The organism is Helicobacter cynogastricus (assembly GCF_900197855.1).
Lineage (GTDB): Bacteria > Campylobacterota > Campylobacteria > Campylobacterales > Helicobacteraceae > Helicobacter > Helicobacter cynogastricus.
On sequence record NZ_FZMQ01000005.1, the window covers coordinates 200,346 to 213,507 of the forward strand.

Genomic DNA, 13,162 nt, shown 5'->3' on the forward strand with positions numbered 1-13,162 from the left:
ATTTTTCACAAATTCTAACATGATAATCATTATTATCTGTGAGTATCGTCTAAAAATATATCAAAAGCGTGCATTTTTTACCCGATTAGGCCACACCTCCGCTCCACCTCTCTTCGATGCGTCCAAATTTCCAAATCCCATAAGAAATTGCCCACACCAGTACAAACATGCCAACCAAATAATAGCCCAAGTCCCCGAAATCTAAATTTTGCACATAGCCTAAGACTCCGCTAAATTCCCAATGCATTTTTTCGCTCAACACCTGGAAAAGCTCCACTAACCCGATCACCAATGCCACGATCACGCCTAAGCTAGTGATGGTGATATTGTAATAAATCTTGCGCACAGGGGTTTTAAATGCCCAATCATAGGCTTTTACCATAAAGATTCCATCGCAGGTATCAAAGAGGCTCATCCCCGCGGCAAATAAAATGGGTAAGGAGAGCATACCCAAAATACTAAGTTTGAGCGCAGCCCCAGATAGAGCCATAAGCGCGATTTCACTGGCAGTATCAAAACCTAGCCCAAAAAGAAAACCAATTGGATAGAGATGCCAAGATTTGGATACAAAGGCAAAAAGGGGCTTGAAAAAACGACTGATTAAACCTCTCTCTTGTAATTTGGCCTCTAAGAGCTCTTGATTATAATCCTTATTGTGGCGCGTTTGTCGGAAGATCTGTATCAAATCCACTAAGATCACCGCGTTTAAAATTCCCACAACCAAAAGAAAGAAGCCGGAGACCAAAGTGCCGATAATTCCACCCACTTCCTTAAGCATGGGGGTGTGTTCGCTAGCCCAGTGCACGGCAAAAGCAGTTACAACAATCATTAGCAAAACCACGCTAGAATGCCCTAAAGAAAAGTAAAAACCTACACCCATCGCGTTTTGCTTCTGTTGGGTGAGTTTGCGCACGGTGTTATCAATGCAGGCAATGTGATCGGCATCAAAGGCATGGCGCGCGCCTAGCAAATACGCCCCGCTAGCGAGCGCGTAAAAACTAGACTGGTTAGCAAGTAGCAAAAGTACCAACCCCAAAACATGTAGCAGTACAATAAAAAGCGCATAAGGCAACCACTGGCGCACAAAACCACCTTGTGTTTTTAATCTTTGGTAATATTTTATCATGGAATGTCTTAACAATATGTGTTAACTAAACCATGCTAAAGTTGGCGTATTTTGTAAAAAGGAGTTTTTATGGCTGTTAATTTGAGTAAGGGTGGACGCGTTTCTTTGAGCAAGGAAAAACCCGGGCTTTCTAAAATTTTGGTTGGTTTGGGTTGGGATGTAAACACCAGCGACACGGGGAGTGATTTTGACCTAGACGCTTCTGTATTCTTAACCAACACCTCTAACAAAGTCAATGATGATAAGGATTTTGTCTTCTATGGCAATTCTACCAGTAAAGACGGCTCTGTAGTGCATACAGGAGACAACCGCACGGGAGCGGGTGAGGGCGATGACGAGGTGATCAAAATCGATTTGGCTAAAGTCTCTGCCAATGTGGCGGAGATTCACATTGTCGTTACCATCCATGAAGCCAATGCACGCAAACAAAACTTTGGCATGGTGCGTAAGGCGTTTGTGCGCGTGGTAGATGAAAATGACGGGCAAGAAATTGTGCGCTACGACTTAGAAGAAGATTTTTCTGTAGAGACCGCCTTAAATTTTGGGCGACTCTATCGGGGCGAAGGGAATGAATGGAAGTTTGCAGCTGTAGGCGCGGGCTTTAAAGAGGGCTTAGTAGGCTTTTGTAAAGAATACGGCGTGAATGTAGAGGGTTAGCATGGCAGTTAACCTAGTCAAGGGACAAAAAATTTCGCTCAAAAAAGAGGATGGAGATGCCTTAAAGGTCTTTTGCGTGGGGGCTAACTGGGGAGCGATCAGCAAAAAGGGTTTCTTTGGCAACACCAAAACCGAAGCGGTGGACTTGGATTTGAGCGTTGCCCTCTTTGGAGAACAAAAAAATCTCATAGATTGCGTGTATTTTGGCAAGCAGAGTGCTCCAGGCATTCGCCACAGCGGAGATGATCGCACCGGGGATGTGGGCGGAGATGATGGGCTAGACAATGAGGTGATCAACATCGCCCTAGATAGTTTGGACCCAGCAGTACATCAAATCGTCTTTGTACTCAATTCTTATACCCATATTGATTTCGACAAGATTCCCTTTGCGAGTATCCGTCTTTATGAAGGTAGTCCCGATCGCGTGAATAGCGTTTTTGCAGCCTACAATGTTGCCAAAGACGCGACCTTTGCGGGCAAGGAGGCGATGATTTTGGGCAAACTCTATAAACACAATGGAGAGTGGAAATTTAGTGCCATTGGCGAACCCACCGCCGATCAAAAACTAGAGGGGCTCTTGACCCACTCTGTACCCAAATACCTTTGATCGCCCCCAAACTCACAACTAAACTTTTAAAGCGGCTTTTCATCGCCGCTTCTATCCGCCGTTGGAACGATCAAGCCTGTCCGGTGGAGTTTAGCGAACTAGACAAGCAGGCGCATAAGGCGATGTTGGCAATCTTGCTAGCCAAGCACGCGCACGAAAAGGTCAATTATTCCCGTCTCATTACCTATTTTTTCTACGAATTTTTAAGCCGTGTGGTGCTCACGGACATCAAACCCCCTATCTATTACCAACTTTTAGAGACACACCGCCAAGCTTTAGCTGACTATGTGCAAGAAGAGCTCAAAGAGGAGTTAGAGGGTTACGCGCTTTTTCAAGATTTGCACAGCTATCTATGCCACCCCCCAGAGGATTTAGAATCCGCGCTTTTGCGCGCTGCCCATCATTATGTCTCGGCATGGGAATTTAGTCTGATCTATGATTTTAACCCACGCATGTATGGGGTACAAGAGATCAAGGACAACCTAGATAACGCCCTGCTTTTAGATGGCGCGTATTTAAGCCAAGTGCCCCATCTTAAATTGCTCGCCTCCATGTTTGCTCAATTGCGTTTTCAAAAACGCTGGAGTCAAACCCCTCGTGTACCCGCTACTAGCGTACTAGGGCACGCCCTTTATGTCGCGCTTTGCGCCTTTTTACTCAGCTTTGACTTGGGCGCGTGCGAGAGCATGCGCGTTAATCACTTCTTGGGTGGGCTCTTCCACGACTTGCCTGAGATTTTGACTCGCGACATCATTTCGCCTATCAAGCATGGAGTAAAGGGCTTGGACGCGTATTTAAAAGAGATCGAAGCGCACGAAATGGAAAATAAACTATTACGCTATGTAAGCCCCGAATTTAAAGCAGATTTACTCTATTTTACCCAAGAGGAGTTTTCCAATCGCTATAAAGACCCCCATAGCCAAGAGGTGATCGTGCTAGAGTTGCCCCTGCTCTGGCAAGAATATAACCAAGATATTTACACGCCTGTGTGCGGGACTCTTTTAAAAGTGTGCGATCAACTCAGTGCTTTTATTGAAGCGCGCATGTCTATTGCGCATGGGGTGCGTAGTGATGTGCTAGTATCTGGCGCGCAAAAGATTTTAGATAAATACGCCTCTATGGAGCTCTGCGGTGTGCATGTAGGGGCGTTGTTTAGCGATTTTGCATGCGGTGGGCCTTACTCTTAGGTGTGTGTTTACACGCTGCGCCCATTATCACCCTAGATACTCAAGCCAATGCCAAGCTAGCAACCTCTAACGCCAATGAAAGTACTATGATTGCTAAATTGCAAGAGAGTTTACGCCTTTATGAACATTTACTTGAACAGGCTAAGGGCCAACTGACCACCCTTGAAACCACGCGCAAAACCTTAGAACGATCTGAGGCTTTTGCATATGCCTACAACCTTGCGCCTCAAGAGAGTATGCTAGCACATTTGCACGCCCAACTTACCCAAGCCCAAGAACGCCAAACACGCTTTGAAGCACTGACACAGCGTTATAATAATTTAGAAAAACGCCACTATGCTACTTTAAAACGCCAATGTCCTTGGCTGGACTTTGAAAAGGGGGAAATTATAGGGCATTCCATCCAAGCCCAAAACGCACAAACTCTTTTGCAGAAATTAGAACACAATCCGCAGAATGCGTCTCTTACAGGCTTTGCGCGCGCGTCTTTCCTGTGCGAAGCGAGTTTGCAAAACCAAGCTAAACTAAGTCAAGCAACTAGAGTGAAAGAAATGCAATCTGCTTTGTTGGTTGGAGATTTTAAACGCTATAGCGCGCTTCAAACACAATACGATCGCGCGCATTCAGATTTAAAAGAAACGCAACGCGCTCGCCTACAATCTGATTTGGCTTCTATATTGACACGCACGCAACAAATGCGCGCGTTTTTCTCCTCCAATGCCCTACAAACGCGCCTACAAACCTTACATGCAACTTTAGCTAGTCAACTCCAAGAGGCTCAAGGACCTATTGAGCAAGCTCAAGCCTATAGCCAATACGCCCATCAAGCCCAGACCCTGCAATTAGAATTATTGTTAGAGCTGACGCGCCAGTTGCATTTTCTTAACGAAACGATGGCGATGGGGATGTCGTTTTTGGGCGCAAGATTAGCCAATCCTGCACATTTTCCACTTAACACTTATGGTTTTCCTGCGTTGAGCCCTTAAGCATTTTTAGTTAGAATGGCCTACTTTTTCTAGGAGACTTGTTATGCGTGGGTTTTTTTGCGCTATGGCACTTTTTGGGTGTGTTGCACAATGTAGCGCACATCCTAAGGATGGATTTTTCCTAGAAGGGGGATTTATGACGGGTATGCTAGATAGTGTGGAAAATCTCCATCAAAAGCCTTCTTGTGGTTTTTCTGTGATATGCCCTAAGGAGTTTATGTTAAACGCTTCGGCTCTTTTTACAAATCAAGATATTACTAATCCCACGATACGCTTTAGTACTACAGCTCCAGTGAAAATCACCCTAAGTCCTCAAGGATTAAAGATTCAAAACTTCCTGCCCTATACTTTGAATAATGTAGCTATCTATATGAAAACCCCACAGGGGCGGGAAATTAAAGTAGGGACTATAACTACCCTACCCAAATTCACGCAAACTTGGGTTAATTCGGATATTTTGCCCGCCTTAGCCAATGCACCCCTCAATTCTAGTTTTAGTGTTCAATCTACCAATGCTTCTGATTCCACTACTCAAAATGTTTTAAACGCCCTAGGTCAAATCAGCGTAGATCTGAATTTAAGCTTTCTCAAAGCTCCCGATTCCAAATGGCTTACTCCAACCCCCAAGCAAGCCAAAGAGCTCACCGATATTATGCTTAATCTTGCGTATTTGCTTAGCTCAACAGCCTTTGAAAACAATGTTTTAAAAGCACCTTTTCATTTTTATAATGATGTTAATAAAGATGGACAACCTGTTGGAATTATTCCCCCTCAAAAAGTGTTAGAAGTCTACCGATCTAGTGCAAATATCGCGCTGGGAATCTTGAGTTCTGTGGCCGGTGAAGAGAGAATCGAGGGATTAGGGGGACCGGGTTTGCTGGGAGTGCAACCCTACTTAATCAATTCTCAATCTGTAAACACCTGGACAAATTACAAAACCGGTTGGCAGTGGCCTATGGAGGTGATTTTACACGAATTTGGGCACACAAAGGGTTATGGGCATGAGGGTAATATGACCTATGGTAGAAATGGAGAGGGTTTAGTTGAATTGGGGATCAAGGCATGGAAGCAATTAGGAGAGGCTAACAAGCTCCCCATTAATTACACCCAAATCGCCCAAGTGCCCAACCCTATTTACAATTCCAGCTTTATACAAGCCCTCTCCCATTCTCTACCCTCTGAGGGTGTGAGCACGGACGCGATGGTGGGTTTTAATCTCAAAAGTGGCTATCAGAAATATTTTAATAATGTTATTGGTTTGGCCTATTATGGCGTGATCAAATACAATTTTTCCAAACGCTTGGGCTATATCAAACAAATTTCGCAAGTGGGGGTGGGGGTGGGGATTGATGCGTTAGTGGATTTTAAAACGACTTATAAAACAAACTACGCCCGCGTGCGCACCAAAAAAGGCAAACACACGAGGATTTCTAAAAAAGTCTTTCAGAGTGCAGTTGGCATGTTTGTAGGAATGCGAGGTTTTTGGGATTCTTATATCCTCGATCGCATTTATAAACCTGCATGGAATGTAGACGCTGTGGCGGGTCTTAATTACCGCTATAAGCACTCTAAATATAGTCTTGGAGTCTCTCTCCCTTTAGTTCAAAAACCCCTACATTTTGCTATTGATACCCAAAAACTCATCGGGAGCATGACTCTTTATGATGGTGTGCGCCATTTTAATATTTTCTTTAATTATGGCTGGGTGTTTTGATCATTTGCCTAGACAAAATTGTGTAAACATCGAATCTAGCATGTCTTCAACATTGTAAGGTTGGGTGATTGTAGCTAGGGACTTGAGCGCGTCTTGTAGATGGTAGGAAAAAAGCTCTAATTCTAAATCGCCTAATGTTGAAGATGCTCCTTGCAAGTGTGCAATAGTGGCTTGTAGACTTTGTTGCTGTGTGAGTGAGGCACAGATGAGGGTGTCATGCGGATTATCTTCTAAAAGCGGTTTTAAGGCTTGGCGTAAAGATTGGAGACAATGTGTGGGGTTGGTGGTGCTCAAAGTTAAAGTGGCGTTGAAGCGGTTTTGTAAGGGCGTTAAAATGGCGTTTACATCTAATTTTTGGGGGCAATCACTTTTATTAAAGATCAAAATAAGAGGTTTGGGATATTTTAAAAGGAGATCGATGATTTGTGCATCTGTGTCCTCTAGGGATTTAGAGAGATCAAAAAGGGCTAAGATAATATCACTTTCCTGCAAACTTTGCACACTTTTGGCTATGCCTAGCTTTTCTAGGGAATCTTGAGAAGTGCGGATACCTGCTGTATCAATAAGGCGCAGGGACAGCCCTTCTAATTCTAAACTCTCTTCAATGGTGTCTCTAGTCGTGCCAGCTATTGGGCTGACCAATGCGCGATCTTTGAGCAAAAGGGCGTTGAGCAAAGAACTTTTGCCCACATTTGGCTTACCCACAAGACTGATTAAATAGCCCTCTAGCTTGGTATTTTTAGAAACTTCCAAAATACCTTGTAAATCTTGCAAAATGGCTTTTAATTTGGTTTGCATCCCCGTATGCAGGTTGAGGGGGAGATCTTCTTCAGCGTAATCAATGAGCACTTCGCTACTAGCTAATAACTCTAGCAAGCTTTGACGCGTGGTATGCACAAAATCCTTTAAAGACCCTCTAAGTTGCTTGGCCATCGCTTTTACCATGCGCGCGTTATTGGCTTCTAAGAGAGCGCCTAAGGCTTGAATTTGTGAAAAATCCATCCGTCCATTTAAGAAAGCCCGCCTGCTAAATTCGCCCCCCTGTGCTAAGTGCGCCCCAGCTTGTAAACAAGCTTGTAAAATTAGCTTGGCCACCATCACTCCCCCGTGGCATTGGATTTCTACCACATCCTCACCCGTGTAGCTGTGTGGAGCTTTAAAATAAAGAGCTAAACTCTGATCTAAAAGATCACCCTGCTGATCATAAACACACACCAAAGTAGCTCTTCTAGGATGAAAATTATGCCTATGAGTGAGGGTACACAAAACTGCAAGACTATCTGGACCGCTGATTTTAATAATGGCAATCGCTGCGCGCCCGGGTGAAGTGGCAATCGCAACAATCGTGTTAGGGCTGTGGCTTGTAGAAGTCATTCACAACGATATAACATTGGCTACCTGTCTTATTCTGGCAACTGACATATTTATTGGGAAAAGTCTCTCGTAAACGCTTTAGAGCAATATGTAACAAAATGCCATCTAAAGGTTTGGTTTTGGCTTTGCCTACTTCATGAACCATCATGATCACGCTTTGGAGATAATTTTCAATCATTTCTTCTTGTTCTTTGAGAAAATTAGCTACTTCTAAGCGGATATTGTAGCCGTATTTTGGGTGAATCCAGTTAAAAAGCAGGTAGGACAAAGCGTTGTAACGATACCCCTTTTCACCAATGAGCAAGGCGCAATCTTGCCCATCAATCTCAATTAATAGAGTTTGGGCGTTGTAAAGCTCTACTTTGATTGAATCGATTTGATAAGGGATATGGGAGAGTAGAGCAGTGAGCTCGGCCTGAATCTCTGGAATCTTAGAGGGGGAGGCTTCTTTGGGAGGAGGGGGAGGAGGAGGATTTTTTTGCTTGAGACGCACTTGCAAAATGGCTTCTTTTTTACCAAAGCCTAGAAAGCCTTTGCTAGGAATTTGAATAATATCATATTCAAGATCGGCGATCGAACAAGCTAATTCTATAGAAGCCTTGAGTAATGCCTTTTCCAAACTAGGAGCGCTGATGGTGATCATCTAAAGCCTTATGGCCAGATTTGTGTGCTTGGATTTCCTGCACCTTTTTACGATCCAGCATTTGGTTAATACCCCATTGCTGCAGGATCGAGAAGAGATTATTGATAGTCCAGTACAACACCAGTCCAGCTGGAAAAGTGATTAAAAATAGGGTGAAAAAGAGAGGTAACATTTTAAAAATTTTGGCTTGAGTAGGATCTGTGATAGTGCTGGGTGTCAAAGCTTGTTGGGCATACATTGAAATACCCATAAGAATGGGCAAAATAAAATAAGGATCCATCAAAGAGAGATCGTGAATCCATAATGCCCAGCCTGCACTCTTAAGCTCTACAGCGTTATAGAGCACGCGATAAATAGCAAAAAAGACCGGGATTTGCAAGAGTAAGGGTAAACACCCACCCAAAGGGTTAGCTCCATGTTTTTTGTAAAGTTGCATCATATGCATTTGGAGTTTTTGCGGATCGTTTTTGTATTTCTCTTGTAATTCTTTCATTTTGGGAGCAAGGTCTTTAATCTTTTGCATGCTTACCATGCCCTTGTAGCTCAAGGGATAGAGGATAATGCGCACAATTAAAGTTAATAAAATGATTGCCCAGCCCCAATTATGCGTATAACGATGCAGATAATCCAAAAGTAAAAACACGGGCTTGGCAAAAAAAGTGATGATTCCATATTCAATCACATCGGTAAGCATGGGAGAGATTTCCTCTAACATGCGATGATCTTTGGGGCCAATATAGCCGTGCAGGTCAGCATTGCCCTTGAAAGAAACAAAAGGGAGAGGATTTTTTGTGCCAGCTTGGCTATCTATAATGCTTGCAAGAGGGGTGGTTGAGAAAAACAAGGAAGTATAATAGCGATCCACGCTAGCAATGAAGGCAATGTCTTTAAAGGATTTGGCTTCTTTGATGTCTCCATCTTCGATCTTTTCTAGCTTTTTTTCTTGCGTGCCTAACAGCACTCCATGAAAAGCATACCCATCTGCATCGGCTACTGGGCGACTCCCATTGGAGAGAATATAAGCAGTGTTCACGGGGGCTTTAGAAGAAATTTCTACTTTGAGATCATAGCTTAAATTGGTATGAAAAGTTAATATTTTTTTTACAACTACCTTTGAGAGCTCTTGAGTGAGAGTTAGAGTTTGCGTGTCCTTTGTGAGTTTAAGGTCGCTAAGTGAAGTTTTATAGGGAGTGTGAAAAGCTTCTTGATTAAGGGCACTATCTACAAAACGGAGCTCAAGAGGTTTTAGAGCACCCTCACCTAAGAGAGGAAGTTTATCTAGGGGTTTTAGGGGTTTATGATTCATTCCTATAAGGCGTTTGACATGATCGATAAAGCCTTCATCTTTATGAGTGGTGAATTTTTTATCTTTAAGGTAAACCTGCGCGATGCGTCCTAAGGCATCGATTTCAATTTCCATAGCTGGAGAATAGATATGCGTAATAATGGGCGTGTTGTCCAGCGGAGCTTGGGGTGTAGAAAGAGTGTTTTGGGCTAAACTGGGAGCAGAAGAGGCTTGAGTAGCGTTTTGAGAGGGAGATGTTTGCGTTTTTTGGGGTGTTTGAAAATAGCTGTAAATAGTAACAAAAAGGAAAGAAAGGGCGATCGCTAGGATAAGGCGGAGGTTATTGTCTTTCACTATGAACCTTCAAGATATAGTAGGGTATAAAGCTGGTTGGACTAATAGGAATCAAATAATACAGCGGTACAATTGGAGGGCTAAAAATTGGGGTCAGAGGTCTTGTACCCATAGGGTAATCGATGCCACCCCTGTGATAAGGATGGCAAGAGAATATGCGCATTAAAATTTTAAAGAGAGCCTTGCTAGGCGATTCATGGGGCAAAAGCCAAAGGGCGTAAGTAGAGCAACTAGGATAAAATCGACAGCATCTGCCCTTGTAAGGAGAGACCCATTGATAAAATTTCAAAATAGCACAAAAAACTTTAGAAATCATGGGCTTTTTTAACTCTTTGAGAGGAATTTGAAAGCAGACATTGCTGAATGCGATCTTGCAATAGCGCATAAGGGAGTTGGTGCAAACCCGCCTTAGCTACAAACACGATCGCTTGGGGAGATTTAAGGGGCAGATGCTGGAAAACTGCGCGCACCCGCCTTTTTATCAAATTCCTTTGTACGGCATTCCCCACTTTCTTAGACACACTCAAACCCAGTACAGAGTCTTGTATTCCTAAAAAATGTCTATGCGTAGGATTTAGAGGGAGCGTATAGAGCATGAAAAGCCCTTGGTGCTTTTTGACACCCTTTTTATAGACATAATTAAACTGACGATTGGTTTTTAGGGATAACACCATTAAACGGCGAGTTTTTTACGGCCCTTTGCTCTTCTGGCTTTGATTACTTTGCGTCCGTTTTTGGTCCTCATGCGGACTAGAAATCCATGCGTGCGTTTGCGCGGAGTGTTATGTGGCTGGTAAGTGCGTTTCATTGTCATCCTTTTTAGTCAAAGTGCGCATTTTAGCCCATGTCGGCTAAAAACTATCTAAAGTGTACTAGGGATTTTGATTTTTGTCTTCCACTAAAATATAAAGTTCATTAAGTTTGTTGGTCTGCAAGAGATCGACAACTTTGACAAAACTATCTAAATTACTATTTTTGTCGCCCTGTAGAACAATGGGGGTGTCTTTGGAGTACTTGCGTACGGCCTGCTTAAGGGCTTCAAAGCTGATTTTCTTTTTATCTAAATAGAATTCGCCTTTGTGGGAGATAGCGATATTCACCTGTTTTTTATTCAGAACATCTTGAGATTTGTCTGAGCTTTGATCCACTTTGGGAATATTAATGGGAAGTTTAGAGGTCGAGACAAAGGATGCTGTGGTGAGAACAATGACCAAGAGCACTAGCATAATATCAATAAAAGGCACGACATTCATCGAGTCTATTTTTTTCATCAAACCTTCCTAATCAATCGACATCTAAGCGGTTGTAAACGCCGGTTTCTCCAACGGGGTTATGATAAATATCCCATTTAGTGGCGATGATCTCGCTCTTACGCACTAACATGTTATAGATCACTACAGAAGGGATCGCTACAATCAAACCCATACCTGTAGCCTTGAGTGCTAGAGCAAGTCCCACCATGATCGCCTTAGTGTCTACAGAACCTGTAGAACCCAGCTCAATAAAGGTGATCATAATTCCTGTCACCGTGCCCAAAAGACCGATATAGGGCGCATTAGAACCAATGGTTGCAACCAAAGTAAGACGGCGATGCAAATCCAATTCTAATTTGCGCTTATCATTGTAATCATCTACGCGCACGGTAGCATAAAACCACACCCGCTCAATACCTATCGCAATTACAATTACTGACAAAAATGCCAAAAACCCTAAAATCCCGTAATCTACCATTTCTTTCATGCAATCCCTTAAGAATATTTTTTTAAGGCCATACCAGCCTCTCTATCTAAAACTTTCTTTTTCATGCTTTCTCTCTTATCATGGAGTTTCTTACCCTTCACTAAGGCTATTTGGAGTTTAGCTCTATTTCTTTGGTTAAAATAGAGTTTTAAAGCAACAATGCTCAAGCGTTGCTGACCTACTTGAGCAAACCACTTAGCAAGTTGTTTTTTATGTAAGAGCAACTTGCGTACCCGTGTTTCATCAGGCTTATAATAAACATTAGCCGTTTTAAGGTGCGCGACATGCATGCCAAACAAAAAGGCTTCGCCTCGCATGATCCTAACAAAGTTATCCTTGAGATTCACTCTACCGGCGCGGATAGCCTTGACTTCAGAGCCCATCAAAACAATACCGGCTTCTAAAGTTTCCAAGATTTCATAATCAAAGAAAGCTTTTTTGTTGCGCGCAATTTCTCTCACGCCTCTTCCTTGAGTCTAAAAAAGCTACTCCCGCTGCCACTAAAAAACCATTTAAACTGAGGGTCTAAACCTGCTTCAAACTCTTTAAGAGTGGGATAAAGAGTTGTAGCGGGGCGGTAAAGATCATTGAGTATGGATTGTGTAAAGCTTTTCAAGAGATTGACACTGCGCATAGAACACCATAACTTCCCTTTTTCTGTAGGTAAAGGAAGAGAATCAAATGCCTGATACACCTTTGCAGTTTCGCAAGCGGTATTGAGGGGCGTGCAAATTTCTATTGAGAGGGGACTTTCCTCAAAAAACTCTACCACCTCTCCAAAGTGGTAGACATTTGCGCTTGAAAAGCCCGAGATAAAAAAATTCACATCGCTCCCCACCTGCGCGCCAATGTGGTAACACTGCTCTAAGCTTAAGCCTAATTCCAAACGCGTGTTGAGCTCTCTTAAAAGCACCCCGGCATCACCACTTCCACCTCCAAGCCCTGCCCCCACAGGAATATTTTTTTGCACCTCAATGTTTAGGTGCTCTAGACGAGAGCTCAAATCGGAGTTTAGATAGCTTTTGAGGACTTGCAACATTTTGTAGATAGTGTTTTGTAGGAGTGGGCAGTTAAAATTGCCTTTAAGCGAAAAACAAGAAGAGGGTTTTACTGCTATCCAGTCTTTTACGCTATCTTTTAGCAACACGAGCCTAGATACAAGAGTGTGATAACCATTTTCATGGCCACCAATTTTCAAGAAAATATTAACCTTAGGAAAAACCTCAAACTCAAACTCTTTCACGGCAATTTGCCCAATCGAATGGACTTTCCGATGCCTTCTAAAACTGAGTCATCTACGCTTTCAGAGGCTCTTTTATTTTCTATGGCGATGGCTTCTTTAAGCTCAGAGCGCAAGATGGGGGTGTGAAGCGGAGCTTGAAACCCCAATTTGACGCTCCCCTTGTCAATGGAAATCACCTTAAGGTAAATATCCTCGCCAATAACAACCCCCTCTCCAAGCTTTCTAGCTAAAATCAACACCGCATTA

17 protein-coding genes are annotated in these 13,162 nt (G+C 43.1%); 5 read left to right on the top strand and 12 right to left on the bottom strand.

Annotated elements, in window-relative coordinates:
* Positions 1–85: 85 nt before the first annotated feature.
* A complete protein-coding gene (locus C6H00_RS02295; RefSeq protein ID WP_104749730.1) occupies positions 86–1,084 on the bottom strand; it encodes a HoxN/HupN/NixA family nickel/cobalt transporter in 999 nt (332 codons plus the stop codon).
* Between the two features lie 111 nt (positions 1,085–1,195).
* Between C6H00_RS02295 and C6H00_RS02300 the strand changes: the two genes are divergently transcribed.
* The 5 genes from C6H00_RS02300 to C6H00_RS02320 are packed head-to-tail and all read left to right on the top strand — an operon-like array spanning position 1,196 to position 6,277.
* Complete coding sequence (locus tag C6H00_RS02300; RefSeq protein WP_104749426.1) at positions 1,196–1,783, top strand: TerD family protein; 588 nt, start codon at positions 1,196–1,198, stop codon at positions 1,781–1,783.
* Between the two features lies 1 nt (position 1,784).
* A complete protein-coding gene (locus tag C6H00_RS02305) occupies positions 1,785–2,390 on the top strand; it encodes a TerD family protein (protein WP_104749427.1) in 606 nt (201 codons plus the stop codon).
* The gene (locus tag C6H00_RS02310; RefSeq protein WP_104749428.1) at positions 2,381–3,577 is read left to right on the top strand and encodes an HD domain-containing protein; all 1,197 of its coding nucleotides are present in this window, start codon (positions 2,381–2,383) and stop codon (positions 3,575–3,577) included. The genes C6H00_RS02305 and C6H00_RS02310 overlap by 10 nt, the downstream gene beginning before the upstream one ends.
* On the top strand, positions 3,556–4,563 hold the full coding sequence (locus C6H00_RS02315) for a hypothetical protein (protein WP_104749429.1): 1,008 nt from the start codon (positions 3,556–3,558) through the stop codon (positions 4,561–4,563). Before C6H00_RS02310 ends, C6H00_RS02315 begins: the two co-directional genes overlap by 22 nt.
* Positions 4,564–4,606: 43 nt before the next feature.
* On the top strand, positions 4,607–6,277 hold the full coding sequence (locus C6H00_RS02320) for a hypothetical protein (RefSeq protein ID WP_104749430.1): 1,671 nt from the start codon (positions 4,607–4,609) through the stop codon (positions 6,275–6,277).
* On the opposite strand, the gene mnmE is transcribed toward C6H00_RS02320, so the two are convergent.
* The 11 genes from mnmE to C6H00_RS02375 all read right to left on the bottom strand — a co-directional run bounded on the left by mnmE (position 6,278) and on the right by C6H00_RS02375 (position 13,155).
* Positions 6,278–7,651 (bottom strand): tRNA uridine-5-carboxymethylaminomethyl(34) synthesis GTPase MnmE, encoded by a 1,374-nt coding sequence (gene mnmE, locus C6H00_RS02325; protein ID WP_104749431.1) that lies wholly within the window; start codon positions 7,649–7,651, stop codon positions 6,278–6,280.
* Positions 7,626–8,294, bottom strand: coding sequence for a Jag N-terminal domain-containing protein (locus C6H00_RS02330; protein WP_104749432.1), 669 nt, complete (start codon positions 8,292–8,294; stop codon positions 7,626–7,628). The genes mnmE and C6H00_RS02330 overlap by 26 nt, the downstream gene beginning before the upstream one ends.
* A complete protein-coding gene (gene yidC, locus C6H00_RS02335; RefSeq protein WP_104749433.1) occupies positions 8,272–9,933 on the bottom strand; it encodes a membrane protein insertase YidC in 1,662 nt (553 codons plus the stop codon). Before yidC ends, C6H00_RS02330 begins: the two co-directional genes overlap by 23 nt.
* A complete protein-coding gene (yidD, locus tag C6H00_RS02340; RefSeq protein WP_324728314.1) occupies positions 9,920–10,318 on the bottom strand; it encodes a membrane protein insertion efficiency factor YidD in 399 nt (132 codons plus the stop codon). Before yidD ends, yidC begins: the two co-directional genes overlap by 14 nt.
* Positions 10,239–10,607, bottom strand: coding sequence for a ribonuclease P protein component (gene rnpA, locus C6H00_RS02345; protein WP_199769150.1), 369 nt, complete (start codon positions 10,605–10,607; stop codon positions 10,239–10,241). The genes yidD and rnpA overlap by 80 nt, the downstream gene beginning before the upstream one ends.
* On the bottom strand, positions 10,607–10,741 hold the full coding sequence (rpmH, locus tag C6H00_RS02350; RefSeq protein WP_104749435.1) for a 50S ribosomal protein L34: 135 nt from the start codon (positions 10,739–10,741) through the stop codon (positions 10,607–10,609). The genes rnpA and rpmH overlap by 1 nt, the downstream gene beginning before the upstream one ends.
* 64 nt (positions 10,742–10,805) lie before the next feature.
* Positions 10,806–11,204 (bottom strand): ExbD/TolR family protein, encoded by a 399-nt coding sequence (locus tag C6H00_RS02355; RefSeq protein ID WP_104749436.1) that lies wholly within the window; start codon positions 11,202–11,204, stop codon positions 10,806–10,808.
* 13 nt (positions 11,205–11,217) lie between these two features.
* Positions 11,218–11,673, bottom strand: coding sequence for a TonB-system energizer ExbB (gene exbB, locus C6H00_RS02360; protein ID WP_104749437.1), 456 nt, complete (start codon positions 11,671–11,673; stop codon positions 11,218–11,220).
* 8 nt (positions 11,674–11,681) lie between these two features.
* Entirely contained in the window at positions 11,682–12,134 is a 453-nt protein-coding gene (gene smpB, locus C6H00_RS02365; protein ID WP_104749438.1) for an SsrA-binding protein, read from the bottom strand.
* Complete coding sequence (locus C6H00_RS02370) at positions 12,131–12,916, bottom strand: 4-(cytidine 5'-diphospho)-2-C-methyl-D-erythritol kinase (RefSeq protein ID WP_104749439.1); 786 nt, start codon at positions 12,914–12,916, stop codon at positions 12,131–12,133. Before C6H00_RS02370 ends, smpB begins: the two co-directional genes overlap by 4 nt.
* Complete coding sequence (locus C6H00_RS02375) at positions 12,913–13,155, bottom strand: carbon storage regulator (protein ID WP_104749440.1); 243 nt, start codon at positions 13,153–13,155, stop codon at positions 12,913–12,915. Before C6H00_RS02375 ends, C6H00_RS02370 begins: the two co-directional genes overlap by 4 nt.
* Between the last annotated feature and the right edge of the window lie 7 nt (positions 13,156–13,162).

Bases quoted from the DNA above. Each gene is read 5' to 3' on its own strand.
- C6H00_RS02300 (WP_104749426.1), top strand. From the start codon at position 1,196: ATGGCTGTTAATTTGAGTAAGGGTGGACGCGTTTCTTTGAGCAAGGAA.
- C6H00_RS02305 (WP_104749427.1), top strand. From the start codon at position 1,785: ATGGCAGTTAACCTAGTCAAGGGACAAAAAATTTCGCTCAAAAAAGAG.
- C6H00_RS02315 (WP_104749429.1), top strand. From the start codon at position 3,556: ATGCGGTGGGCCTTACTCTTAGGTGTGTGTTTACACGCTGCGCCCATT.
- C6H00_RS02320 (WP_104749430.1), top strand. From the start codon at position 4,607: ATGCGTGGGTTTTTTTGCGCTATGGCACTTTTTGGGTGTGTTGCACAA.
- mnmE (WP_104749431.1), bottom strand. From the start codon at position 7,651: ATGACTTCTACAAGCCACAGCCCTAACACGATTGTTGCGATTGCCACT.
- C6H00_RS02330 (WP_104749432.1), bottom strand. From the start codon at position 8,294: ATGATCACCATCAGCGCTCCTAGTTTGGAAAAGGCATTACTCAAGGCT.
- yidD (WP_324728314.1), bottom strand. From the start codon at position 10,318: ATGCGCTATTGCAAGATCGCATTCAGCAATGTCTGCTTTCAAATTCCT.
- rnpA (WP_199769150.1), bottom strand. From the start codon at position 10,607: ATGGTGTTATCCCTAAAAACCAATCGTCAGTTTAATTATGTCTATAAA.
- rpmH (WP_104749435.1), bottom strand. From the start codon at position 10,741: ATGAAACGCACTTACCAGCCACATAACACTCCGCGCAAACGCACGCAT.
- C6H00_RS02355 (WP_104749436.1), bottom strand. From the start codon at position 11,204: ATGAAAAAAATAGACTCGATGAATGTCGTGCCTTTTATTGATATTATG.
- exbB (WP_104749437.1), bottom strand. From the start codon at position 11,673: ATGAAAGAAATGGTAGATTACGGGATTTTAGGGTTTTTGGCATTTTTG.